This is a genomic window from Cobetia sp. 1CM21F (assembly GCF_023161745.1).
Classification (GTDB): Bacteria; Pseudomonadota; Gammaproteobacteria; order Pseudomonadales; family Halomonadaceae; genus Cobetia; species Cobetia amphilecti.
This window is the reverse complement of record NZ_JALNTQ010000005.1, coordinates 97,269-121,348: the sequence shown is the minus strand read 5'-3', so window position 1 is coordinate 121,348 and position 24,080 is coordinate 97,269. Positions and strand designations below refer to the sequence as shown.

The following is a 24,080-nucleotide window of genomic DNA, read 5'->3' as shown; positions in this document are numbered from 1 at the left end:
CCGCGACACCCTCTATCATTCCAGGATGTTACATTATGTTTCCCAGAATAACACAACAGACGCGCAAGTCAGGGTTCAACGCTGGCCGCATCTGAACCCGCTACTTATAATGCCCCAGCAATGGAATTGCCAATCCCCGCGCAGCCACTCGCTTTTCTTACCCACGGACCCTGTCTTGCCCATGAAGCTATTGAGACGACTATTTTCGCCAGTGTTCTGGCTGCTGCTATCACTATGTGCCGCGGGACTTCTGGCCATCGTTGGCGCTTCGCTGTACTTCTCGCCGGGCCTGCCCGACGTCCACCAGCTTCAGGATACCAAGCTGCAGACGCCGCTGCGCATCTATACCCGCGATGGCAAGCTGATCGGCGAATACGGTGACCAGCGCCGCATCCCGGTCACCTACGACGAGATCCCCGAGACCTTCGTCGACGCCCTCCTCGCCGCCGAGGACAGCAACTTCTTCTCCCACCCGGGCATCGACCCCAAGGGGCTGGCGCGCGCGGCCGTGCAGCTGGCCTCCAGCGGCAGCATCCAGTCCGGTGGCAGTACCATCACCATGCAGGTGGCGCGCAACTATCTGCTGACGCTGGACCAGACCTTCACGCGCAAGATTCGCGAGATTCTGCTGTCGCTGCAGATGGAAGAGATCCTCTCCAAGCAGGAGATCATGGAGCTCTACGTCAACAAGATCTTCCTGGGCCATCGCGCCTACGGGATCGCCGCCGCTGCGCGCACCTACTACGACAAGTCCCTGGATGAACTGACCCTGGCCGAGCAGGCCATGCTGGCCGGCCTGCCCAAGGCGCCGTCGAGCTTCAACCCGCTGACCAACCCGCAGCGCGCACTGATCCGTCGCAACTGGATCCTGCTGCGCATGAAGGAGCTGGGTTACATCGAGCCGCAGGCCTATGACGAAGCCGTCAAGGCACCGATCACCGCGGCACGCCACTACTCCCGGCCGGAAGTGCAGGCACCCTACGTCGCGGAAATGGCACGCAGCTTCGCCGTCGACCGCTTCGGCGACAAGGCCTACACCGACAACGTCCGCATCACCACGACGCTGGACAGCTCGCTGCAGCCAATGGCACGTGATGCGCTGATCAAGGGGCTGATCGCCTACGATACCCGCCACGGTTGGCGCGGGGTCGAGGAATCCGACATCGCCGCCTCGCTGGCGGAAGCTCAGGACCAGACCGATCAGGCCGGCCTCGAGGAAGAACTCTCCAAGTCACCGGAAGTGCTGGAAACCGCCAAGCAGGCGGCCCAGAAGAGCGAGAAGCGCATCGCCGGCATCGACCGTGATGTCTCGAACTGGCTGAAAGTGCTCGATCGCACCCCGGATTACGGCCCGCTGAAGGCCGCCATCGTGGTCGAAAGCACCGGCAAGCAGATGAAGGCACTGCTGGCCGACGCCACGGTCGTGACCCTCGACTGGGACGGCCTGAAGTGGGCACGCGAGTACAAGAGCGCCAAATGGCGTGGTGGCGTGCCGGGTTCGGCCGCCGAGATCGCCAAGGCCGGCGATCTGGTACGCGTGATCAAGCAGGACGACGGCTACCGTCTGGGCCAGCTGCCGGACGCGCAATCCGCCATCGTCTCGCTGGACCCGGAAAGTGGCGCCATCCTCGCCCTGCAAGGCGGCTTCAGCTATTCCGCCAGCAAGTTCAACCGCGCCATCCAGGCACGCCGTCAGGCAGGCTCGATCTTCAAGCCGTTCGTCTATCTGTCCGGGCTCGAACAGGCTGGCATGTCACCGGCGACCATCATCAACAACGCCCCCGTCGTGCTTCAGGATGGCGGCAAGGTGTGGCGTCCGGAAAATGCCGGCGGCAAGTTCACCGGCCCGACCCGTATCCGCGTTGGCCTGTATCGCTCGCTGAACCTGGTCTCCGTGCGTCTGCTGCAGACGGTCGGCCTCGACAAGACCCTCGACTTCCTGGTCAAGCTGGGCTTCCAGCGTGACGAGCTGCCCAATGGCCTGTCACTGGCCCTGGGCAGCGCCTCGCTGACCCCGCTGGAGATGGCACGCGGCTATGCCGTGCTCTCCAATGGCGGCTTCCGTGTCGAGCCCTGGTACATCGATACCATCACGCGTGGCGATGACGAGACCGACTATGAAGCGCATCCGCCGGTTGCCTGCGCCAACTGTGCGCCGGGCATGGTCACCGTCAATCGTGACGGTCGCCAGTACCCGCTGGCCGAGCGTGTCGCCTCCCCCGAAGCCATGTATCTGATCCGTGACATGATGCAGGATGTCATCAAGCGCGGTACTGGCCGTGGCGCCCTGGCGCTGGGTCGTGATGACCTGGCCGGCAAGACCGGCACCACCAACGACCAGCGTGATGCCTGGTTCTCCGGCTTCAACAGCAAGCTGGTGGCCACGGTCTGGGTCGGCAAGGACTCCAACGACACCCTGGCCGAGTATGGCGCCCAGGCTGCCCTGCCCATCTGGGTCGACTACATGCGCGGCGCTCTCAAGGGCATGCCGTCCTCCACCATGGAGCGTCCGGACAACATCGTGACGGCGACCATCGACCCGGACTCTGGCAAGCGCCTGCGCAGCGGTCAGTCCGGCGGCATCAGTGAGCTGTTCCGCAAGGATAATCTGCCGCCCTACAAGGAACGCACCATCCGCAAGGAGCTGGAGCAGGAAAGCGGTTCGGAAGGTACCGGAACTTTCGAGGCCATCTTCTGATCTGATCTCCAGACCTCGCCTGCCAGCCTCATCGGCAGGGGGAGAGCCCAAGGAAGAGCGGCCGCTGGTCGCTCTTCTGCCATCTGAGCATTCGCAAGGCTCCCCCGTATCGCGATCCACTGGTAGCGTACGGATGACGCGCCAGGCCGCCTCGCTCAGCAAGCGTCATCTCGCAAGCCATATTCCCGATGATGATGTCATGCCTCAAACATGCCGGAGTTCGCATGCTTCACCCATTGCCCACACTGCGCAGGACCGCGTTTCTGTGCCTGGCCCTGCTTCCCCTCGACACGGCTGTCGCAGACGACCTCTTCTATGCACCGCCACCCGCCAGCGAGGACTCTGAACCCTTCAGCGGCCAGGCCGAGCTGGGCTTCACCAAGCTGTCGGGCAACTCGAACAGCGAGACCCTGCTGGGCAAGACCAGCCTCTCCTGGCACCTGAAGCCCTGGACCCACACCTTCCGTGTGGAGGCCAAGCATGTCTCCAGCAGTGGCGAGACCACGACCGACAAGTACCTGGTCGGCCAGCGCGAGCGCTATGACCTCAGCGATGACCACTACGCCTTCGGGCTGCTGCGCTGGGAGAAGGAGCGCTTCTCCGGCTACAACCACCAGGTCACCTCCATCGTCGGCGAGGGCATCACGATACTGGATGGCCCCGAGCACAACCTCTCCCTCGAGGCCGGGCCGGGCTATCGCTTCGATGACATCACGGCGGGGGATCACGAGAACTACCTGCTGGGCTATGGCGCGATGGACTACCGCTGGCAGCTTTCCGACACCTCCAAGTTCGAGCAGCAGTTCTCGGCGGAGGCCACGCGCGAGAACGTGATCAGTCGCAGCTATACCGCGCTGACGGTCGCCATCAATGCAAGCCTCGCTCTCAAGCTCTCGCACGAGATCGAGAACAACACCAACCCGCCCGACGAGTCGGATGCCAAGACCGACACCACCACGGCGGCCTCCATCCTCTACAGCTTCTGAGCACAGGCCTGACGCCTGCCTACCCAGGTGCCAGTCGCTGGTGGCTCATGGCTCGCGGTTCATGGCTCAAGGCTCTAGGCTCAAGGCTGAAAGCAGCCACCAACAAAAAGCCCTCGCCGGAAACTCCGACGAGGGCTTTTTCATGTCTTGCGTCGCTTCAGCGACGCCGCCAACCGGCCATTCGACCGCTGACGCTTAACCGTAGACCTGATCCGTGCTGGTCAGCGGGTAGTGCGCCGGGTACGGCTTGCGTGCGACACCGGAATCGATGGCCGCCTGGGCCACGGCGGCCGGCAGACGCTCGAGCAGACGCGAGTCCATCGGCGTCGGGATGATGTAACCCGGGCCGAATTCGAGGCTGTCGATCTCGTAGGCATCCAGCACATCCTGGCTGACCGGCTCACGCGCCAGGTCTTTCAGGGCGTGAACGGCGGCCAGCTTCATTTCTTCATTGATGCGCGTCGCACGTACATCCAGCGCGCCACGGAAGATGAACGGGAAGCCCAGCACGTTGTTGACCTGGTTCGGGTAGTCGGAGCGACCTGTCGCCATGATGACGTCCGGGCGTGCTTCGCGAGCGGTATCCGGATGAATCTCCGGGTCCGGGTTGGAGCAGGCAAAGACGATCGGATTGGCGGACATCTTCTTGAGCTGCTCTGCCTTGAGCAGATTCGGGCCGGACAGACCGACGAAGACGTCGGCACCATCGATGGCGTCGTCCAGGGTGCGCAGCTCGGTCTCGGTGGCGAACATCGCCTTGTACTGGTTCAGGTCGTCACGGCCACTGTGGATCACGCCCTTGCGGTCGAGCATGAAGATGTTCTCGACCTTGGCACCACTGGCCACCAGCAGCTTCATGCAGGCGATGGCGGCAGCGCCGGCGCCCAGGCAGACGATACGCGCGTCTTCCAGCTTCTTGCCGGCGATATCCAGGGCGTTGAGCATGCCGGCCGCGGTGACGATGGCGGTACCGTGCTGGTCGTCATGGAAGACCGGGATGTTGCACTGTTCGATCAGCGCCTGTTCGACTTCGAAGCACTCCGGTGCCTTGATGTCTTCCAGGTTGATGCCACCGTAGGTGGTGTGGATGCGACGCACGGTGTCGATGAAGGCCTGCGGGCTTTCCGCATCCACTTCGACATCGACGGAGTTGATGCCAGCGAAGCGCTTGAACAGCACGCCCTTGCCTTCCATGACCGGCTTGGAAGCCAGCGGCCCCAGGTTGCCCAGGCCAAGGATGGCAGTCCCGTCAGAGATGACCGCGACCAGGTTGCCCTTGCCGGTGTACAGGTAGGCATTTTCCGGATCGGCGGCGATTTCGCGGCACGGCTCGGCAACGCCCGGGCTGTAGGCCAGCGCCAGGTGCTTGGCGGTCTCGGTCGGCTTGGTCAGCTCGATGGAGAGCTTTCCGGGAATCGGTTCGGCGTGATATTGCAGTGCTGCTTTCTTCATGGCATCAGACATGCGTGTCATCCGGTATTTGGCGGGGGGTTGGCTGCTCCAGAATATAGAAAAAGACACCTCTGAACAACCGACGCAACTTGCTGTTATGCATGACTTTAAAACGTTTGTTTAAAAAACATTTTAGCCATTCGTCTAACGTTATGGATGCCCTACTCAGCCATAAACCTTTCCTTATCACTGACCGGCTTTCGCGTCGATTTCGGCCCGAGATGACGCCACGATTCGCGCAAGATCCTCGATTTTCGGCCGTTCGCTGACGCAACCCGCCATTCCGGCGCACTTGATGCAGAGGCAGAGCAGAAAAAGTGCCAAATCGGAAACAATCTTTCCTTTCAGCAAGCGCAGCGCAGGGGTGAGATCTTCGCAAGAGCATTACGGCAAGACCATCACGTCAGACCATTGCGACCAGACCATCACGACAAGGGCATCCCGGGCCGGCTGCCATGGTCGTGGCTCTCTTCAGAGCGGCCTGAACGACAGGCACAAAAAAACCCGCTCGTGAGCGGGTTTTTCGTCCATGACGCTGCAAGATGCGCAGCGCCATGAAAGCGACAAGCAGCTGAAGGTATCAGCGCTTGATGGCAGCACCGAAACGCTTGTTGAAGCGCTCGACGCGACCACCGGTGGTAGCCTGCTTCTGCTTGCCGGTGTAGAACGGGTGGCACTCGGAGCACACGTCAAGCGCGAAAGTCTGCTTGGAAGTGGTACCGATTTCGTGCTGCGCGCCGCAGGAGCAAGTTGCGGTCTGGCGCTGGTAGTCCGGATGGATACCCTGTTTCATGATGTGTAACCTCAGGTCGCTGTGCACCGCCACCTGATCACTTGCCAGGCACCGTACACGGGTTTTGGATTGAACCGGTCATTCCGCCGTTTCCGACGGAAGGCCGCGCATTTTACCAGTCATCTGCCGCAAGACCAAACTTTGTGCCGTTTATTGCGGGCAACACTCTGTAGACTGCGTGCCACGGCATATCCCTGTTTTACTGAACGCCTCATATCACCTCATATCCGGATACCTTGCGTGCCTGACACTACCGACAAGACTGCGACTCACCTGCCGGGACGTGTGCTGGGCATCGCGATTCCCGGCCCGCTGCGCGATCTGTTCGACTACCTGCCATCCCGCCAACCGCCCCGCCACGGCTGGCAGGTGGGCCTGCGCGTGCGCGTCGAATTCGGGCGTCGCCAGCTGGTCGGGGTGATCGCCGAGCTGCGCAGCGACTCAAGCTTCCCCATCGACAAGCTCAAGCCTGTCAGCGAAGTCATCGATGACGAACCGCTGCCGGCCGACTGGTTGTGGATATGTCAGTTTACCGCGCGCTATTACCAGCACTCACTCGGCGACACCTTCGCCCAGGCGATGCCCTCGCTGCTGCGTCAGGGGCGCGCCCTCGAGGCGCGTACCCGTGAGCGCTGGACGCTGACCGACAAGGGCCGCGCCACCGAGCCGGCAAGCCTGGGGCGAGCCACCCGCCAGATCGCGTTACTGGAGCTGCTCGCTCAGCATCGTCATGGCCTGGTGCACAGCGCCATTACCGCCCAGGGCTTCACCCGCCAGCAGCTGGAGACCCTGCGCGGCCGCGGCTACATCGAATCCCGTGAGGAGCCGGTGACCGGCGCCACGCCGGAGCAGGCCAACAAGGGCGTGCTCGCCGAACCCGGCCTGGCCCTCAATGATGAGCAGGGTCGCGCCCTCTCGCGTCTGCATGAAGGCCTGAGCCGCTTCTCGCCCACGCTGCTGGAGGGCGTGACCGGTTCCGGCAAGACCGAGGTCTACCTGCAATTGATCGAGGCGGTGCTGGACCGCGGCGGCCAGGCGTTGGTGCTGGTGCCCGAGATCGGCCTGACCCCCCAGACGCTGGAGCGCTTCCGCAGACGCTTCCGCGTGCCGCAGGTGATGCTGCACTCCGGCGTCAGCGATGGTGAACGCCTCGATGGCTTCGAAGCCGCCCGCAGCGGCCGGGCGCGCATCGTGATCGGTACCCGCTCCGCCATCTTCACGCCGATGGCCAGACTCGGTGTGATCATCGTCGACGAAGAGCACGACGGCTCCTTCAAGCAACAGGACGGCCTGCGCTATCACGCCCGCGATCTGGCCCTGGTGCGCGGCAAGCAGGAAGGCATACCCGTGGTGCTCGGCAGCGCCACGCCGTCTCTTGAGAGCCTGCGCCATGCACGCGAGGGGCGCTTCACGCATCTGCACCTGCATCAGCGCGCCGGACGCAGTCAGCCGGCCCGCCTGCACCCGGTCGACCTGCGCGGCCGCATGACGCTGGGCGGTCTCTCGACCCAGAGTCTGGAGGCGATCGAGAAGCGCCTCGCCCAGGGGGATCAGGTGCTGGTGTTCATCAATCGACGTGGCTTCGCGCCGACCCTGACCTGCCATGCCTGCGGCTGGATCGCCGAATGCGACAACTGCGATGCCCGCATGACCCTGCATCGCCATCCACCCCAGCTGACCTGCCACCACTGCGAGCGCACCCGCCCGCTGCCGGATGCCTGCCCAGCCTGTGGCAGCGGGGATGTTCGCCCGCAGGGCGCGGGCACCGAGCGCACCGAAGAGCTGCTCAGCGAGAAATTCCCCGACGTACCGGTGCTGCGCATCGACCGCGACAGCACCCAGCGCAAGGACGCCATGAGCGAGGCGCTGGCGGTGATCCGGCGTGGCGAGCCCTGCCTGCTGGTCGGCACCCAGATGCTGGCCAAGGGCCACCACTTCCCCCACGTCACCCTGGTGGTAGTGGTCAACGCCGACAGCGGCCTCTATGCCGCCGACTTCCGCGCACTTGAGCAGTCCGCGCAGCTGCTGGTGCAGGTCGCGGGGCGTGCCGGACGCGCCGAGCGCCCCGGTGAGGTATTGATCCAGACGCGCCACCCGGAAGACCCCAACCTGCTGACGCTGATTCAGGCCGGCTACCCGCAGCTGGCGGGGGAATTGCTCGAAGAGCGCCGCATCGCCCAGCTGCCGCCGTTCAGCCATCTGGCACTGCTGCGCGCCGAGGCCACCGACCAGCAGCAGGTCGAACAGTGGCTGTTGAAGGTCGGTGGCGCCCTGCGCCAGCACCTCGAGGCTGCCAATCTCAAGGTGGATTGCCTCGGTCCGGTGCCCGCACCGATGGAGCGTCGCCAGAATCGCTATCACGCCCAATTGCTGTTGCGCTGTGCGAAACGCGGCCCATTGCATGAAGCGGCGGCCTGGCTGGTGACGCTCTGCGAGCAGGACCGCGACGCGCGCCGCCTGCGCTGGTCGCTGGATGTCGATCCCATCGGCATGGCCTGAGTGATACGCAAGCGGCGTGACAGCCCTTCACGCCGCTTGCGATGAACTGACCACTATCCCTGCAGGGCGCGGAATGCGGCGCGATTGATCACGACGGTTTATGCAAGCCGCAGGATCGGTGATAATGCCCGCCATCGTGCAGCGACATCCGCACTCCCCCATTGCCCGCAGGCCTGATGCCTGCAACCGCCTGCTGTATGGCACGCGGTGCGACCCGAGCCGTGAAGAGACCGATATTCCATGAAAGAGACGATCATCGAACTGCTGGGCCAGGCCCTGGAAACCCTCAAGGCCGACGGCACCCTGCCCGCCGACGCCAGCCCGCAGATCAAGGTCGACCCGACCAAGGACAAGAGCCACGGCGACTACGCCAGCAATCTGGCGATGATGACGTCGAAGGCCGCCGGCATGAAGCCGCGCGATCTGGCCGAGAAGCTGATCGCGGCGCTGCCGGCCTCCGATGCCGTCTCCAAGGTCGAGATCGCCGGCCCCGGCTTCCTGAACTTCTTCGCTGATACCGGTGCGGTAGCCGACATCGTGCGTCGCGTCTTCAGCGAAAGCGACAGCTTCGGTCACAGCGACGTGGGTGCCGGCGAGAAGGTGCAGGTCGAGTTCGTCTCCGCCAACCCGACCGGCCCGCTGCACGTCGGTCACGGCCGCGGTGCCGCGGTCGGCGACGTGCTGTGCCGCCTGCTGGCCGCCACCGGCCACGACGTCACGCGCGAGTTCTACTACAACGACGCCGGCGCCCAGATCAACAATCTGGCGCTCTCCGTCCAGGCGCGCGCCAAGGGCCTGGGCCCGGATGACGCCAGCTGGCCGGCCGATGGCTATCGCGGTGACTACATCAGCGAACTGGCCGCCTCCTACATGGCCGGCGACACCGTCGAAGCCGATGGCAAGCAGGTGACCGGCGCCGCGGACCCCGATGACCTGGAGGCCATCCGCGTCTTCGCCGTCGCCTACCTGCGCCACGAGCAGGATCTCGACCTCAAGGCCTTCGGCGTCGAATTCGATGTCTACTTCCTCGAGTCCTCGCTCTACAGCGACGGCAAGGTCGAGGAGACCGTCAAGCGCCTGGTCGACAACGGCTACACCTATGAAGACGACGGTGCCCTGTGGCTGCGTACCACCGACTTCGGTGATGACAAGGACCGCGTGATGCGCAAGCGTGACGGCGGTTACACCTACTTCCTGCCCGACGTCGCCTACCACCTCGACAAGTGGCAGCGTGGCTTCACCCAGGTCATCAACGAGCAGGGCGCCGATCACCACTCCACCGTGACCCGCGTGCGTGCCGGTCTGCAGGCTCTGCAGGCGGACATCCCCAAGGGCTGGCCGGACTACGTGCTGCACCAGATGGTCACCGTGATGCGCTCCGGCGAGGAAGTGAAGCTGTCCAAGCGTGCCGGCAGCTACGTGACCCTGCGCGACCTGATCGAGGAAGTCGGCCGCGATGCGACCCGCTACTTCCTGGCGGCACGTCGCGCCGACTCCCAGCTGACCTTCGACATCGACCTGGCGCGCTCCCAGTCCAATGACAACCCGGTCTACTACATCCAGTACGCTCATGCCCGCGTGCACAGCGTGCTGCGCAAGGCCAGCCGCGAAGAGAAGCCCTTCGACGAAGCCCTGGCCATGGCGCAGCTCACCCTGCTGACCAGCGACCAGGAAAAGGCCGTGATGAATCGCATGGCGCAGTTCCCGGACGTCGTCGCCCACGCCGCCAAGGTGCGCGAGCCGCAGCAGGTCGCCCAGTACCTGCAGGACCTCTCCTCCGACTTCCACACCTGCTACAACGCGGTGAAGGTGATGGTCGAGGACGACGCGACCCGCAATGCGCGCATGGCGCTGGGTCTGGCGACCGCTCAGGTCATCCGCAACGGCCTGGCCCTGCTGGGTGTCAGCGCTCCCGAGGAGATGTAAGCCATGGCTGCTCGCCGCCCCGCCAACAAGAAGCCCGCCTCCCGCCAGGGGGCGAGCCCCCGTCGGCAACCCGCTGCCAGCCAGAGCCGTGGTCTGCCCGGCTGGCTGTGGGGCATCATCGGTCTGATCGCCGGCTTCGCTCTCGCGCAGTACTTCGAGAAACAGGCCCCGCGTCTGCCGGTCGCGGCCATCGTGCCCAAGGCCAACACGCAGCAGAACGGACAGCAGAACGGGCAGCAGGCCGCCAAACAGGGCAACCAGCAGCAGAAGGAAGCCCCCGAAGAGTCCGCCGGCAACATGCCGACCTTCGAGTTCTACACCCTGCTGCCGGAAACCGAGGTGATCGCGCCCAAGGTGGATGAGTACAAGTCCACGCCGCGTCCGGGCAGCGCCGAGAGCACCAAGAAGTCCGAGGCCTCGCTGACCAACTACATGTTGCAGGCGGCGTCCTTCCGCGAGATGAGCGATGCCAAGAAGCTGGCCGGCAAGCTCAAGGACCTTGGCCTGCTGGCCAAGGTCAGTGACGTCAACGCCTCCGGTGGTACCGTCTGGCACCGGGTGCAGGTCGGTCCCTACAAGGACACCCGCGAGCTCAATCGCGCCCAGGACCTGATGAACACCCAGGGCATCGAGCCCCTGTTGATCAAGCTGCAGTAAGCCAGGCGTGAGCCTTGCGACAGACGGGCCCGCTCATTTTTGAGCGGGCTCGTTGCATGAGGGCACAGACCAGGGCCGATCGCAGTCAACGCTGAGTCGCCGATGACTTGAAACCCGTATCGGCGCCCCCATCTACAGCATTCCGGTGAGATATCAGGCCCGCGTGCCGCCCATCAGGCGGTGCAGGATCGCGGCAAGCAGTGGCAAGCGCCAGGCTGACGATCACCACCCGTTTTACGCGACGAGGCCACGGCCTCGTCTGCCCAGAAATGCCATGCCCGGCCCCGTTCACCTTATTCCAATCGCCGGCATGCTCTCTCAGGAGTTATCCATGACCACGATCGTCTCCGTGCGTCGCAACGGCCAGGTCGCCCTGGCTGGTGACGGCCAGGTATCCCTTGGCAACACTGTCATGAAAGGCAACGCCGCCAAGGTGCGTCGTCTGTATCGCAATCAGGTACTGGCCGGTTTCGCCGGTGGTACCGCCGATGCCTTCACGCTGTTCGAACGCTTCGAAGCGCAGCTCGAGAAGTATCAGGGCCAGTTGGTGAAGTCCGCCGTGGAACTTGCCAAGGAGTGGCGCTCAGACCGCGCCCTGCGCAAGCTGGAGGCCATGCTGGTGGTCGCCGACAAGCATGCCTCCTTGATCATCACCGGCAACGGTGACGTGGTCGAGCCCGAGCACGGCGTGCTGGCCATCGGCTCCGGCGGCAACTACGCCGAGGCCGCTGCCCGCGCCCTGATCGAGAATACCGAGCTTTCCGCCCGCGAGATCACCGAGAAGTCCATCTCCATCGCGGCCGATATCTGCGTCTTCACCAACCACAATGCCATCATCGAGGAGCTGTCCTGAGATGTCCCAGATGACCCCGAAGGAAATCGTCAACGCCCTCGATCAGCACATCGTCGGCCAGCCTGAAGCCAAGCGCGCCGTGGCGGTTGCCATGCGCAACCGCTGGCGCCGCATGCAGCTCAATGACGATCTGCGCCCGGAAGTCACGCCGAAGAACATCCTGATGATCGGCCCGACCGGTGTCGGCAAGACCGAGATCGCCCGTCGTCTGGCCAAGCTGGCCGGCGCGCCCTTCCTCAAGATCGAGGCGACCAAGTTCACCGAGGTCGGCTATGTCGGCCGTGACGTGGAATCCATCATCCGCGACCTGGTCGAGGTCGCGATGAAACTGGTGCGTGAAGACGCCATGAAGGAAGTGCGCGACAAGGCCGAAGATGCCGCCGAAGAGCGCATCCTCGACGCCCTGCTGCCGCGGGTGCGTGGCGAAGAGTACGACGCTGCCGCCAACAACAGCAGCACGCGCCAGATGTTCCGCAAGAAGCTGCGCGAAGGTCAGCTGGATGACAAGGAAATCGACATCGAGCTGAGCCCGGCCAGCCAGAGTCTCGATTTCGCCACCCCGCCGGGGATGGAAGAGATGACCAGCCAGCTGCAGTCCATGTTCTCCAACATGGGCAAGCAGCAGAAAGAGAGCCGTCGCATCACCGTCAAGGAAGCGCTCAAGCTGGTTCACGAGGAAGAAGCGGCCAGAATGGTCAGCGATGAAGACCTCAAGAGCCGTGCCATCGAGGCCGTCGAACAGAACGGCATCGTCTTCCTCGACGAGATCGACAAGGTCGCCAAGCGTGGCGAATCCGGCAGTGGCGGCGACGTGTCCCGCGAAGGCGTGCAGCGCGATCTGCTGCCGTTGATCGAAGGCTCCACCGTGTCCACCAAGCACGGCATGGTCAAGACCGACCACATCCTGTTCATCGCCTCCGGTGCCTTCCACCTGTCCAAGCCGTCGGACATGATTCCGGAGCTGCAGGGCCGTCTGCCGATCCGTGTCGAACTCAACGCCCTGACGCCGGAAGACTTCAAGCGCATCCTGACCGAGCCGTCCGCCGCCCTGATCCGTCAGTACAAGGCATTGCTGGCGACCGAAGGCGTCGAGCTGAGCTTCGCGGATGACGCCATCGAGCGCATCGCCCAGATCGCCTATCAGGTCAACGAAGGCACCGAGAACATCGGCGCCCGTCGTCTGCACACCGTGATGGAGCGTCTGCTGGAAGAGATCTCCTACGAGGGTGGCGATCAGCCCGGCGAACTCAAGGTCGATGCCGCCTACGTCGATGCCCGCCTGGGTGATCTGGCGCGTGATGAAGACCTGTCGCGCTACATCCTCTGACGACACGCTCACGCGCCTGACAGCCCCTCATGGAAGCCAGTCCCGTTCCTGAGGGGACTTCTGACGCCCGATCCGGCTTGGCCCGGATCGGGCGTCAGTGCATCATGCGCACAAGACACATCGACCGGCCAAGCGCCGCGCTCGACGCCTATCTGCCTTCGCCATGCCGCCCTGCGCCCCACGCCGCCGCGCGGCATGCAAGCCCGAGGATGCCCCGATGAGCCACGACACTCCCAAGGACGCCGCCGCGTCCCACGACGCTGATACCAGCGGCCAGCAGCGCGACTACCGCCTCAATGAGCGCCATGCCCGCGATGGCGAAGAGGGCCCGGTACCGACGCGCGTGCACTACCACAAGTCAGAGCGCGAACTGGAACTGGGCTACGCCGATGGCCAGAGCTTCCGCCTGAGCACCGAATTCCTGCGCGTGATGTCGCCGTCGGCGGAAGTGCGTGGCCACGGTGTCGGCCAGGAAACCCTGCAGGTCGGCATGCGCTACGTCGGGCTGACCAACATCACCCAGAGCGGCCGCTACGCGCTGAAGCTGCACTTCGATGATGGCCATGACAGCGGCCTGTATACCTGGGAATACCTGTGGGAACTGGCCAATCGCCGCGACGCCATGTGGGCCTACTACCTGCGCCAGCTGGAAGAGGCCGGCGCCTCGCGCGAACCACTGGGCATTCCGCTCAACCAGCTGTAAGCCACTGATGCCACTGGGCGCGGCAAGATGTCCGAGTCGACGTCTTGCCAAAAGACAGCCCGCTGGCCAGCGGTTACAATCGAGCCACTGCGAAAGCTCACCATATTGTGCTGACGTCGCCACGGCGGCGTCACAACAGGGGAAGTCATGGACAAGCGTACGACTCACTTCGGTTATCAGGAAGTTGCCGTGGACGAGAAGGCAGGCCGCGTCGCGGACGTCTTCCACAGTGTCGCCGCCAAGTACGACGTGATGAATGACCTGATGTCGTTCGGCATCCACCGTCTGTGGAAGCGCATCACCCTGGAGCGTGCCGGCGCCCGTCCCGGCCAGTCGGTGCTGGACATCGCCGGCGGCACCGGTGACCTGACGCTGAAGTTCTCGCGTCTGGTCGGCCCGAAAGGCCGCGTGGTGCTCGCCGACATCAATGCCTCGATGCTCAACGTCGGCCGCGACAAGCTGCTCGACCGTGGCGTCGGCGGCAACGTCGAATACGTGCAGGCCAATGCCGAGGCCCTGCCCTTCCCGGACAACACCTTCGACATCATCACCATCGCCTTCGGGCTGCGCAACGTCACCGACCAGGCCAAGGCCCTGCGCTCCATGCAGCGCATCCTCAAGCCGGGTGGCCGTCTGCTGGTGCTGGAATTCTCCAAGCCGGTCAATCCGCTGCTCTCCACCGCCTATGACCAGTACAGCTTCCGGCTGCTGCCCAAGATGGGCGAGATGGTCGCCGGCGACGCCGACTCCTACCGCTACCTGGCCGAGTCCATCCGCATGCACCCCGACCAGAAGACGTTGGCCGGAATGATGGAAGAGGCCGGTCTCGAGCGCGTCGAGTACACCAACCTGACGGGCGGCATCGTCGCGTTGCACCGCGGTATCAAGCTCTGAGGCTGTCATGGCATTGCTGACCCCCCTGCTGTTGGCGACCGCTGAGCGGACGCTGAATCAGCTGCTTGCTCGCGACCCGGCCTCGACGTCGCGCCTGAATGCACTGGCAGGCCGACGCCTGCTGGTGCGTGTCGAACGCCCCGCCTTCGACCTGCTGGTGCACTTCGACCTGCAGGGCCTGCACCTGTTGCGCCTGCCCCAGGCCAACGAGAGCGATGGCGATGTGGTGGTGGAGCTCGACATGGAGACCGCCGCCGCCCTGCTGTCCGGTGAATCCATCGAGCGCCTGATGTTCGAGGGCCGCCTCGCCGTGCGTGGGCGTATCCATCTGCTGGAGAGCGCCCGTGACCTGGTGATGGACCTCGACCTGGACTGGGAAGGCGCGCTCAGTGAATGGTTCGGCGAAGCCCCCGGCCATAGCCTGGCCAGCGGCCTGCGCAGCCTCGGGCGTTTCGGCCTGATCAGCCGCCGCGAGCTGGAGCTGGACCTGCGCGAGTACCTCACCGAGGAGGCGCGCTGGCTACCCGGTCAGGCGCAGATGCGCGTCGCGCGCGACGAGCTGACCGAGCTGACCCAGTGTCTGGACCGCACCGAAGCGCGGCTGGCGCGGCTGCGCCGTCATCTCGAGGCCGCCACCTCTCATCAACCTGCCGAGCGGGAGTGCCAGCCGTCGTGAGACTCTATCGCCTGCTGAGCATCCTGTGGGTCATCGCCCGCTACCGCCTCGACGACCTGGTGCCACCGGGACGCGTGCCGGCCCTGCTGCGCCCGCTGCTCAAGCTGTCGCCGCTGCGTCTGTTCCCCATCGGCAGACGCACGCGTGGCGAGCGTCTGCGTCTGGCACTCGAGGCATTGGGCCCGATCTTCATCAAGTTCGGCCAGATGCTCTCGACGCGCCGCGACCTGCTGCCGCCGGACATCGCCGACGAACTCAAGCGCCTGCAGGATCAGGTGCCGCCGTTCGAGAACCAGGTCGCGCGGGAGCTGGTCGAGCAGGAACTCGAGATGTCGGTCGAGGAAGCCTTCGCCGAATTCGAGGCCCAGCCTCTGGCCTCCGCCTCCATCGCCCAGGTACATGCCGCACGCCTGCACGATGGCTCGGACGTGGTGGTCAAGGTCATCCGACCACGCATCGAGGAAGTGATGCGCAAGGACATCGGCCTGCTCTACATGTTCGCGCGCCTGTTGATGAAGGTCTCGCCGGAAGCCCGTCGCCTGCGCCCGGTCGAGGTCGTCGCCGACTACGAGGCGACGCTGTTCGACGAGCTCGACATGCACAAGGAGGCCGCCAACACCTCCCAGCTCAAGCGCAACTTCCTCGACTCGCCGCTGCTCTACGTCCCGGCCATCCACTGGCCACTGACGCGCCGCCGCGTGATGGTGCAGGAACGCATCCGCGGCATTCCGGTCGCCGATATCGAGGAGCTGACGGCGCAGGGCACCGACCTCAGGAAGCTGGCCGAGCGCGGCGTGGAGATCTTCTTCACCCAGGTATTCCGCGACAACTTCTTCCACGCCGACATGCACCCCGGCAACATCTTCGTCTCGCGCGAGAACCCGCACGACCCGCAGTTCATCGCCATCGACTGCGGCATCGTCGGCAGCCTGACCCGCGAGGACCAGGACTATCTGGCGCGCAACCTGCTGGCCTTCTTCCGCCAGGATTACTACGAGGTCGCGGCGCTGCACATCGAGTCCGGCTGGGTCGGCGAAGGCACACGCGCCAACGAATTCGCCGCTGCCATCCGCGCCGTCTGCGAGCCGATTCTCGAGAAGCCGCTCAAGGACATCAGTTTCGGCCAGGTCCTGCTGGGGCTGTTCCAGACCGCGCGCCGCTTCAACATGGAAGTCCAGCCGCAGCTGGTGTTGCTGCAGAAGACCCTGCTCAACATCGAGGGCCTCGGCCGCCAGCTGTATCCGGACCTCGACCTGTGGGCCACCGCCCGCCCCTATCTGGAGCGCTGGATGAAGGAGCGCGCTGGCCCCAAGGCGTTCTGGGCCGAGATGGTCAAGCAGGCACCGGAGCTGTCGCATCAGCTGCCACAGCTGCCGGCGATGGCCTTCCAGGCCATGGAGCGCATCGAGGACGAGCATCGCGCCCGTCAACGCCAGACAGAAGCCATCACCACGCTGCGCGATCGGGTCAATCACGCCTCCAGCACCAGCTGGCGGCTGCGCGCGGGCCTGCTGCTGGTGGCCGGCGCGTTCGGTTGGCAGCCCCTGATGGCCTGGGCGGAGACCCAGCCCGTGGCGGTACTGGTGGGCGCAGGACTGGGAATCGTGTTATTGCTGTGGCGCTAGACGCAGGCAGACATGATGGCCTGACTGGCCCGTCGCGCAACGACACTTGCCGCCCCATGGGACGCAGTGCAATATGAATGACATATAACACTTGCATCCTGAGTCGCCTGCCCACGCCGTGCCGTTTGCCGTGCAAGGTGTGCCGCCAGCGCAGAACTCGATGACTTAACGCAAGACCCAAGCTTTCAGGAATGATGATTCATGAGTGATATTCTCAACCGTCTGTCAGTGGTACTGGCAGAACGGCGCGACGCTGACCCGACCTCCTCCTATGTCGCGAGCCTGCATCACAAGGGCCTCAACAAGGTACTGGAGAAGATTGGCGAAGAGGCGACCGAAACCGTACTGGCCGCCAAGGATTTCGCTCACGACGACGTGGACTCGCAGCGTGCCGTGATCGGTGAGACCGCTGACCTGTGGTTCCATTCACTGGTCATGCTGTCGCACCTGGGGCTGGATCATCAGGAAGTGCTGGATGAGCTGGCACGCCGCTTCGGTGTTTCCGGCCATGATGAAAAGGCCGCTCGCGGCCAGTGAAGGACCCGTATTCTTCCGGCGCAAGTCGGCTTTCCGGCAGCGGTGCCAGCACCCTGCAAGTCTCAAGGCCCAATGACCCGGTGTCAGCGGCCCAAATGGAGAATTTCCCATGTTAGGTGGCATCAGTATCTGGCAGCTTCTCATCGTGCTCGGCATCATCATCCTGATCTTCGGGACCAAGAAGCTGCGCAACGTCGGCTCTGATCTCGGCGGTGCCGTGAAGGGCTTCAAGGGCGCGATGAAGGAAGAAGAGAAGAAGAGCGACGAGCCGACTGCCCAGCAGAAGGTCGCGCATGAGGAAAAGCGTGGCGACACCATCGATGTCGAGGCCGAGAGCCGCGATACCGCTGACAAGCGCTCGTAACCCGCATGTTCGATATCGGCTTTTTTGAACTGGCATTGATCGCGCTGCTGGCGCTGATCGTGCTCGGCCCGGAGCGTCTGCCCCGGGCCGCCCGCACTGCGGGTCTGTGGCTGGGACGCATCAAGCGCAGTGTCTCGGGCATTCAGCAGGAAATCAGTGCCCAGCTGGAAGCCGAGGAACTGCGTCAGACGCTCAACGAGCAGAAGAAGCAGCTCGACGAGACGCTCGCTCATGCGCGCAACGAGGCACGCGATGTCGAGCGCGGCATCACCGAGTCCAGCACGCCCCGCGATGCAGGCGCCTCCGGCGCTGAGACCAGCCCCCGCCCTGCCGAGAATGGTGCGCCGGCCACCGAGCCGAGCACTGCTTCCGACACCCGTGAATCACGAGAGCCACGTTCCTGATGAGTGATCCACATGCCTCACCGTCAGGTGGTCAGGGCGACGCCGCACATGCGCCGCTCATCGAGCACCTGATCGAGCTACGCTCGCGCTTGCTGCGCGCCACCCTGGTGGTGCTGGTGGTATTCGCCGCGCTGTACGGCTTCTCCAACCAGATCTACCTGTATGTCGCCGAACCGCTGATGGCATTGCTGCCACCGGGTTCGCAGATGATCGCCACCGAAGTGGCCTCGCCCTTCCTGGCGCCTTTCAAGCTGACATTGGTGGTGGCGCTGTTCCTGGCGATTCCCGCCGTGCTCTATCAGGCCTGGGCGTTCATCGCGCCGGGCCTCTATGAGAACGAGAAGGCGTTGGCCCTGCCGCTGCTGGCCTCCAGCATCCTGCTGTTCTATGCCGGTGCGGCCTTCGCCTACTACGTGGTGTTCCCGCTGCTGTTCCAGTTCTTCACCACCACGGGCCCCGAGAACGTGGCGATCATGACGGACATCAATCAGTACCTGAATTTTGTCCTCAAGCTGTTCTTCGCCTTCGGGGTCGCCTTCGAGATTCCCATCGCCACCTTCCTGCTGATCTGGACCGGTGCGACCACGGTAGAGGCACTGAGCAAGAAGCGCCCCTATATCGTGATCGCCTGCTTCGTGGTCGGCATGCTGCTGACACCGCCGGACGTGATCTCGCAGTCGCTGCTGGCGATCCCGATGTGGCTGCTGTTCGAGGTCGGCATTCTGGCCTCGCGCCTCTTCAAGCGCCGGCGTGCGGCCTCAGACGATGAGGCATCGCAGGACACGCCCTGAACGAGGCTGCCAGTAGTCGGGCATCAGAAACAGGGCGCCAGAATCAGAGCCTCAGAATCACAGCATCAAAACAGAAAGCCCCGCCGGGCCACCGGCGGGGCTTTCTGTTTCTGGGGGCTTTGTGTTTCCAGGGAGCTTGCTCACACCAGCCACGCGCTATCACGCCAGACGCACCGGCGTGTCGAGGTCAGTCCTGCTCGGCGGCACGCGCCTTGTCGTCCTCGATCCAGCTATCGATGCGCTCGACCAGCTTGAAGATGCCCTGGGCCGCTTCGCTGATGCGCTCCGCCAGCAGGTAGGCCGGGGTGGTGACGACACGGTTGGCGGCGTCGACGACGATGTCCGTCACCTCACAGCTCTTGTGCAGGCCGCCCTGGGCGCTGATCGCCCCGGAGACACTGGCATCGTTGCCGATGGTGACCGAGATGCCCTCACCCAGCAGCTTGGGCACCATCACCGGCGCGATGCACATCACGCCGATCGGCTTGCCGGCCGCGTGGAAGGGCTGCACCGCGTCCTGCAGGCCCGCGACGAGTTCGAGGTCCTCACCCTTGACGGCAAAGTCACACAGATTCTTGGCGGCGCCGAAGCCGCCGGGCAGGATCAGCGCATCGAAGTCGTCCGCTGACAGCTCTTCCAGCGGGCGCACCTTGCCACGTGCCAGACGCGCGGACTCGACCAGCACGTTGCGGGTCTCCTCCATCTCGTCGCCAGTGCCGTGATTGATCACGTGGTGCTGCGCGACATCCGGTGCAAAGCACTCATAGGCAATGCCCAGCTGATCGAGACGCAGCAGCGTCAGGGTAGTTTCATAGATCTCGGAGCCATCAAAGACACCGCAACCGGAAAGGATCAGGGCTACCTGCTTGGTCATGGGTTACTCCATTGACGATGAGCTGTGCGCGGCGATTGCCGGACAGGTCAGAAAAGACTAATACAAGCGCGTGACTGATTCGAATGCCGAGCCTGATTTCATGCCCAGCGTCATGCCCGGCGTCATGCCAGGCGCGAGACGCTTCAGCGGCACCGAAGCTGCGCGACCACCACGCGGCAGACAGTGACAGGCGTGCAGGCGAGGCATGTCACTGCGCATCCTCTCAAGACTATGGGCGGCCCTGGCACAACTCAAGTGCTGCTCCTCGTCCACTCGTATGCCATCAAGGCTCTGGTGCCGGAGGCTTGCCGCGGTGTCCGGACTCGTCTTGCAGCCCCACACACCCGCCCCATACGGGGTGTGCATGAGGCGCGACACCGCGACACATCTCCTGCGCCTGTGGCCACAAGTCAACGCTGATATACTGGATTGACCCTGCCACAGGGACGACGGCTCCCGTCACGGGCCACCCACTTGCAGGCCGCAAGCCAGGCCTTCTCGTCGCCCGACAGACGCCTTGTCGTCATGTTCAGCCCTTGCTGGCACCTCACGTGACCGGCCTTGCCCCATGACCGCTGGCATCACTGTAATATTAATGAAATATTATAGACCTAGACTGCCTGCGACCATCACGGGAGCGGACCACCCGACCCGGAGAGCATTTCTTGAGCCAACATACCCCGCGCCAGTTTCCTGCGACTCGTATGCGCCGTATGCGCAAGGACGACTTCTCTCGCCGCCTGATGCGTGAAAATCAGCTGACGGCCGATGATCTGATCCTGCCGGTCTTCGTTCTCGAAGGCTCCCAGCGTCGTGAAGCCGTGCCCAGCATGCCGGGCGTCGAACGCCTGTCCATCGACCTCATGGTCGAAGAATGCCGCGCCGTCCACGCACTGGGCGTGCCGGCCATCGCGCTCTTCCCGGTGGTCGATGCCGAGGCCAAGACGCTGTATGCCGAAGAATCTTACAATGCCAACGGCCTGGTGCAGCGTTGCGTGCGCGCCTTGAAGGAAGCGCTGCCGGAGCTGGGCGTCATCACGGATGTCGCGCTCGACCCCTACACCGTTCACGGTCAGGACGGCATCCTCGACGAAGACGGCTACGTGCTCAACGACCGCACCGTCGAGACCTTGATCAAGCAGGCGCTGTCACACGCGGAAGCCGGTGCCGATGTCATCGCGCCCTCCGACATGATGGATGGCCGCATCGGCTCCATCCGCGCCATGCTGGAACAGGAAGGCCTGATCAACACGCGCATCATGGCCTACTCGGCCAAGTACGCCTCCAACTACTACGGCCCGTTCCGTGACGCGCTCGGTTCGAGCGGCAATCTGGGCAAGGCCGACAAGCAGACCTACCAGATGGACCCCGCCAACAGCGACGAAGCCCTGCATGAGGTGGCGATGGACATCGCCGAGGGCGCTGACATGGTGATGGTCAAGCCGGGCATGCCCTATCTTGATGTGGTAACGCGTGTGAAGCGCGAGCTGGAAGTGCCGACCTTCGCCTATCAGGTCAGCGGTGAGTACGCCATGCACATGGCGGCTTTCCAGAACGGTTGGCTGGATGCCGACAAGGTCATTCTCGAGTCGCTGATGTGCTTCAAGCGTGCGGGTGCCGACGGCATCCTCACCTATTTTGCTCGCCAGGCGGCCGAATTGCTGGCGCAGAAAAACCGCCTTTGACAACCCCGGCCATTGCGGATGCGGCTGACCGGGATCATGGAGTTGATGATGGAACAGACGCCCAAGCAAGACACCGACACCAACACGGCGACCCTGCCGGAAGTCGCTGACAGTCGCGACAAGGATGCTGCCCCCAAGGCAGCATCCACCCCACGGGAAGGCGAGATCGAGCTGGCGGCGGATGAGCCGCCGGCTCAGGAACCGCTGCCCCTGCGCGTCAACCGGACGCGTACCGGTATCCATGCCAAGGCCACCCCCTCCCCCGAGGCTGATCTCGCTGATCCGGCGCTGTACTTCAATCGCGAGCTGTCCAACCTGCAGTTCAACATCCGCGTACTCGAGCAGGCCAAGGATACCTCGCATCCGCTGCTCAACCGCTTGATGTTCCTGCTGATCTTCACGTCCAACATGGACGAGTTCTTCGAGATTCGCGTGGCGGGTCTCAAGCATCAGATCGCCTTCGATCGCACCGACCCCGGCTGTGACGGCATGCTGCCGAGCAAGGTGCTCGATGAGGTCTCCCGCATCACGCATGAGCAGGTCGAACGCCAGTACCGCATGCTCAACGAGGACCTGATCCCCGCGCTGGAAGAGCAGCACATCCGCTTCCGTCGCCGCAATCAGTGGAACGATGCCCAGAAGGCCTGGGTGCGCGATTACTTCGAGGAAGAGATCCAGCCGGTCATCAGCCCGATCGGTCTCGACCCGTCGCACCCGTTCCCGCGCCTGGTCAACAAGAGCCTCAACTTCATCGTCGAGCTGGAAGGCAAGGATGCCTTCGGTCGTGAAGGTGGCCTGGCCATCCTGCCGGCCCCGCGCTCGCTGCCGCGTCTGATCCGCATCCCGGATGGCCTCGTCGAGCAGGGGTACACCGAATACGTCTTCCTGTCCTCGATGATTCACGCTCACGCCCAGGAGCTGTTCCCGGGCATGAAGATCAAGGGCTGCTATCAGTTCCGCCTGACCCGCAACGCCGACCTCTCGGTGGATGCCGAGGATGTCTCCGACCTGGCCTCCGCGCTGCGCGGCGAGCTGCTGGCGCGCCGTTACGGCGACGGGGTGCGTCTCGAGGTGGCGGACAACTGCCCGGAAGCGCTTTACACCTTCCTGCTCAAGCAGTTCGATCTGGAAACGCGTGACCTCTATCAGGTCAAGGGCCCGGTCAACCTCAACCGCCTGATGGAAGTCATCGGCGACGTCGGCCGCGAGGACCTGCTCTACGCCCCGTTCACTCCGGGCATTCCCAAGGCACTCAAGGGCGACAACAGCCTGTTCGATGCGATCCGTCGCGAGGACATCCTGCTGCATCACCCCTTCCAGTCCTTCTCCCCGGTCGAGAACCTGCTCGCCGAGGCGGCGCGTGACCCGAACGTGCTGGCCATCAAGCAGACCCTCTATCGCACCGGCGCCGACTCCAACATCGTCTCCTCGCTGGTGGAAGCCGCACGTCAGGGCAAGGAGATCACCGTGGTGATCGAGCTGCGGGCGCGCTTCGATGAGGCCGACAACCTGCAGCTGGCCTCACGCCTGCAGGAAGCCGGCGCCATCGTCATCTACGGCGTGATGGCCTACAAGACCCACGCCAAGATGCTGCATATCGTGCGACGTGAACACGGCGAGCTGCGTCACTACGCGCACCTGGGCACCGGTAACTACCATGCCAAGACGGCGCGCCTGTACACCGATTACAGCCTGCTGACCGCCAACGAGACGCTGTGCGAGGACGTCCACAAGGTCTTCCAGCAGCTGACCGGCATGGGCAAGCAGCGCAATATCGAGAAGCTGCTGCACGCGCCTTTCACGCTGCATGAGCGCATGGTGGAGATGATCGACCGTGAAGCGCGCAACGCCGAGAAAGGCAAGCGCGCCCACATCATCATCAAATGCAATTCACTGACCGAGCCCAAGCTGATTCGCGCCCTATACCGCGCCTCGCGGGCTGGCGTGCAGTGTGACCTGATCATCCGCGGCGTCTGCTGTCTGCGCCCGGGCGTGCCGGGGATTTCCGACAACATCCGCGTACGCTCGGTGATCGGCCGCTTCCTCGAGCACACGCGTACCTTCCACTTCCACAATGCCGGCCAGCCGGAAACCTGGTGCTCCAGCGCGGATTACATGGAGCGCAACATGTTCCACCGCGTCGAGACCTGCTTCCCGCTGCTCGACAAGAAGCTGGCCCAGCGTATCCGCAAGGACCTGGACACCTATCTGGTCGACAACTGCCAGAGCTGGCGTCTGGAAAGCGATGGCCACTACACCCAGCTGGATGCCGGCGACGCGGAACCGATCAGCGTGCAGGAAACCCTGCTGTTCGCCTACGCCGCCAAGGCCTGATC

The 24,080-nt window shown here is 64.0% G+C and carries 20 protein-coding genes; 17 read left to right on the top strand and 3 right to left on the bottom strand.

Features of this window, described 5'->3' with window-relative positions; translation table 11 throughout:
• Positions 1-181: 181 nt before the first annotated feature.
• Positions 182-2,698 (top strand): penicillin-binding protein 1A, encoded by a 2,517-nt coding sequence (locus MSG32_RS15275; RefSeq protein WP_248380550.1) that lies wholly within the window; start codon positions 182-184, stop codon positions 2,696-2,698.
• A 224-nt stretch (positions 2,699-2,922) separates the two neighbouring features.
• Positions 2,923-3,684, top strand: a complete 762-nt coding sequence (locus tag MSG32_RS15270; protein ID WP_043332961.1) for a DUF481 domain-containing protein — start codon at positions 2,923-2,925, stop codon at positions 3,682-3,684.
• A 195-nt stretch (positions 3,685-3,879) separates the two neighbouring features.
• Here MSG32_RS15270 and MSG32_RS15265 read toward each other — a convergent pair whose 3' ends face one another.
• Positions 3,880-5,148, bottom strand: a complete 1,269-nt coding sequence (locus tag MSG32_RS15265) for a malic enzyme-like NAD(P)-binding protein (protein ID WP_043333076.1) — start codon at positions 5,146-5,148, stop codon at positions 3,880-3,882.
• A 568-nt stretch (positions 5,149-5,716) separates the two neighbouring features.
• Complete coding sequence (gene rpmE / locus MSG32_RS15260; RefSeq protein ID WP_054556509.1) at positions 5,717-5,929, bottom strand: 50S ribosomal protein L31; 213 nt, start codon at positions 5,927-5,929, stop codon at positions 5,717-5,719.
• 240 nt (positions 5,930-6,169) lie between these two features.
• On the opposite strand from rpmE, the gene MSG32_RS15255 reads away from it, so the two are divergent.
• The 13 genes from MSG32_RS15255 (at position 6,170) to tatC (ending at position 19,185) form a co-directional block, all read left to right on the top strand.
• Positions 6,170-8,428, top strand: coding sequence for a primosomal protein N' (locus tag MSG32_RS15255; RefSeq protein WP_248380548.1), 2,259 nt, complete (start codon positions 6,170-6,172; stop codon positions 8,426-8,428).
• Between the two features lie 240 nt (positions 8,429-8,668).
• On the top strand, positions 8,669-10,354 hold the full coding sequence (gene argS / locus MSG32_RS15250; RefSeq protein WP_043332965.1) for an arginine--tRNA ligase: 1,686 nt from the start codon (positions 8,669-8,671) through the stop codon (positions 10,352-10,354).
• A gap of 3 nt (positions 10,355-10,357) precedes the next feature.
• The gene (locus tag MSG32_RS15245) at positions 10,358-11,011 is read left to right on the top strand and encodes an SPOR domain-containing protein (protein WP_043332968.1); all 654 of its coding nucleotides are present in this window, start codon (positions 10,358-10,360) and stop codon (positions 11,009-11,011) included.
• Between the two features lie 331 nt (positions 11,012-11,342).
• Complete coding sequence (gene hslV / locus MSG32_RS15240) at positions 11,343-11,864, top strand: ATP-dependent protease subunit HslV (RefSeq protein ID WP_043332970.1); 522 nt, start codon at positions 11,343-11,345, stop codon at positions 11,862-11,864.
• Between the two features lies 1 nt (position 11,865).
• Positions 11,866-13,191: an ATP-dependent protease ATPase subunit HslU gene (gene hslU / locus MSG32_RS15235; protein WP_248380538.1), complete on the top strand. Its 1,326-nt coding sequence runs from the start codon at positions 11,866-11,868 to the stop codon at positions 13,189-13,191.
• 343 nt (positions 13,192-13,534) lie between these two features.
• Entirely contained in the window at positions 13,535-13,894 is a 360-nt protein-coding gene (locus MSG32_RS15230) for a DUF971 domain-containing protein (protein ID WP_043333080.1), read from the top strand.
• Positions 13,895-14,041: 147 nt separating this feature from the next.
• Positions 14,042-14,788 (top strand): bifunctional demethylmenaquinone methyltransferase/2-methoxy-6-polyprenyl-1,4-benzoquinol methylase UbiE, encoded by a 747-nt coding sequence (gene ubiE, locus MSG32_RS15225; RefSeq protein WP_043332974.1) that lies wholly within the window; start codon positions 14,042-14,044, stop codon positions 14,786-14,788.
• A 7-nt stretch (positions 14,789-14,795) separates the two neighbouring features.
• Complete coding sequence (locus MSG32_RS15220) at positions 14,796-15,464, top strand: SCP2 sterol-binding domain-containing protein (protein ID WP_131432768.1); 669 nt, start codon at positions 14,796-14,798, stop codon at positions 15,462-15,464.
• Positions 15,461-17,089 carry a ubiquinone biosynthesis regulatory protein kinase UbiB gene (gene ubiB, locus MSG32_RS15215; RefSeq protein WP_043332979.1) on the top strand — a complete coding sequence of 543 codons (1,629 nt, stop codon included), beginning with the start codon at positions 15,461-15,463 and terminating at the stop codon, positions 17,087-17,089. The genes MSG32_RS15220 and ubiB overlap by 4 nt, the downstream gene beginning before the upstream one ends.
• A 201-nt stretch (positions 17,090-17,290) precedes the next feature.
• Positions 17,291-17,626, top strand: coding sequence for a phosphoribosyl-ATP diphosphatase (locus tag MSG32_RS15210; RefSeq protein ID WP_043332980.1), 336 nt, complete (start codon positions 17,291-17,293; stop codon positions 17,624-17,626).
• A gap of 109 nt (positions 17,627-17,735) precedes the next feature.
• Positions 17,736-17,990: a Sec-independent protein translocase subunit TatA gene (tatA, locus tag MSG32_RS15205; protein ID WP_043332981.1), complete on the top strand. Its 255-nt coding sequence runs from the start codon at positions 17,736-17,738 to the stop codon at positions 17,988-17,990.
• 5 nt (positions 17,991-17,995) lie between these two features.
• A complete protein-coding gene (gene tatB, locus MSG32_RS15200) occupies positions 17,996-18,394 on the top strand; it encodes a Sec-independent protein translocase protein TatB (RefSeq protein WP_131432769.1) in 399 nt (132 codons plus the stop codon).
• A complete protein-coding gene (gene tatC / locus MSG32_RS15195) occupies positions 18,394-19,185 on the top strand; it encodes a twin-arginine translocase subunit TatC (protein ID WP_131432770.1) in 792 nt (263 codons plus the stop codon). The genes tatB and tatC overlap by 1 nt, the downstream gene beginning before the upstream one ends.
• 187 nt (positions 19,186-19,372) lie before the next feature.
• Here tatC and elbB read toward each other — a convergent pair whose 3' ends face one another.
• A complete protein-coding gene (elbB, locus tag MSG32_RS15190; RefSeq protein ID WP_054556514.1) occupies positions 19,373-20,059 on the bottom strand; it encodes an isoprenoid biosynthesis glyoxalase ElbB in 687 nt (228 codons plus the stop codon).
• A 665-nt stretch (positions 20,060-20,724) separates the two neighbouring features.
• Between elbB and hemB the strand changes: the two genes are divergently transcribed.
• Positions 20,725-21,744 (top strand): porphobilinogen synthase, encoded by a 1,020-nt coding sequence (gene hemB, locus MSG32_RS15185; protein WP_213113592.1) that lies wholly within the window; start codon positions 20,725-20,727, stop codon positions 21,742-21,744.
• Positions 21,745-21,792: 48 nt separating this feature from the next.
• Positions 21,793-24,078, top strand: a complete 2,286-nt coding sequence (gene ppk1, locus MSG32_RS15180) for a polyphosphate kinase 1 (RefSeq protein WP_248380536.1) — start codon at positions 21,793-21,795, stop codon at positions 24,076-24,078.
• Positions 24,079-24,080 lie beyond the last annotated feature (2 nt).

Excerpts from the sequence above, each read along its gene's own strand:
- MSG32_RS15275 (WP_248380550.1), top strand. The coding sequence starts at position 182 with ATGAAGCTATTGAGACGACTATTTTCGCCAGTGTTCTGGCTGCTGCTA.
- MSG32_RS15270 (WP_043332961.1), top strand. The coding sequence starts at position 2,923 with ATGCTTCACCCATTGCCCACACTGCGCAGGACCGCGTTTCTGTGCCTG.
- MSG32_RS15265 (WP_043333076.1), bottom strand. The coding sequence starts at position 5,148 with ATGTCTGATGCCATGAAGAAAGCAGCACTGCAATATCACGCCGAACCG.
- rpmE (WP_054556509.1), bottom strand. The coding sequence starts at position 5,929 with ATGAAACAGGGTATCCATCCGGACTACCAGCGCCAGACCGCAACTTGC.
- argS (WP_043332965.1), top strand. The coding sequence starts at position 8,669 with ATGAAAGAGACGATCATCGAACTGCTGGGCCAGGCCCTGGAAACCCTC.
- MSG32_RS15245 (WP_043332968.1), top strand. The coding sequence starts at position 10,358 with ATGGCTGCTCGCCGCCCCGCCAACAAGAAGCCCGCCTCCCGCCAGGGG.
- hslV (WP_043332970.1), top strand. The coding sequence starts at position 11,343 with ATGACCACGATCGTCTCCGTGCGTCGCAACGGCCAGGTCGCCCTGGCT.
- hslU (WP_248380538.1), top strand. The coding sequence starts at position 11,866 with ATGTCCCAGATGACCCCGAAGGAAATCGTCAACGCCCTCGATCAGCAC.
- ubiE (WP_043332974.1), top strand. The coding sequence starts at position 14,042 with ATGGACAAGCGTACGACTCACTTCGGTTATCAGGAAGTTGCCGTGGAC.
- MSG32_RS15220 (WP_131432768.1), top strand. The coding sequence starts at position 14,796 with ATGGCATTGCTGACCCCCCTGCTGTTGGCGACCGCTGAGCGGACGCTG.
- MSG32_RS15210 (WP_043332980.1), top strand. The coding sequence starts at position 17,291 with ATGAGTGATATTCTCAACCGTCTGTCAGTGGTACTGGCAGAACGGCGC.
- tatA (WP_043332981.1), top strand. The coding sequence starts at position 17,736 with ATGTTAGGTGGCATCAGTATCTGGCAGCTTCTCATCGTGCTCGGCATC.
- tatB (WP_131432769.1), top strand. The coding sequence starts at position 17,996 with ATGTTCGATATCGGCTTTTTTGAACTGGCATTGATCGCGCTGCTGGCG.
- tatC (WP_131432770.1), top strand. The coding sequence starts at position 18,394 with ATGAGTGATCCACATGCCTCACCGTCAGGTGGTCAGGGCGACGCCGCA.
- elbB (WP_054556514.1), bottom strand. The coding sequence starts at position 20,059 with ATGACCAAGCAGGTAGCCCTGATCCTTTCCGGTTGCGGTGTCTTTGAT.
- ppk1 (WP_248380536.1), top strand. The coding sequence starts at position 21,793 with ATGGAACAGACGCCCAAGCAAGACACCGACACCAACACGGCGACCCTG.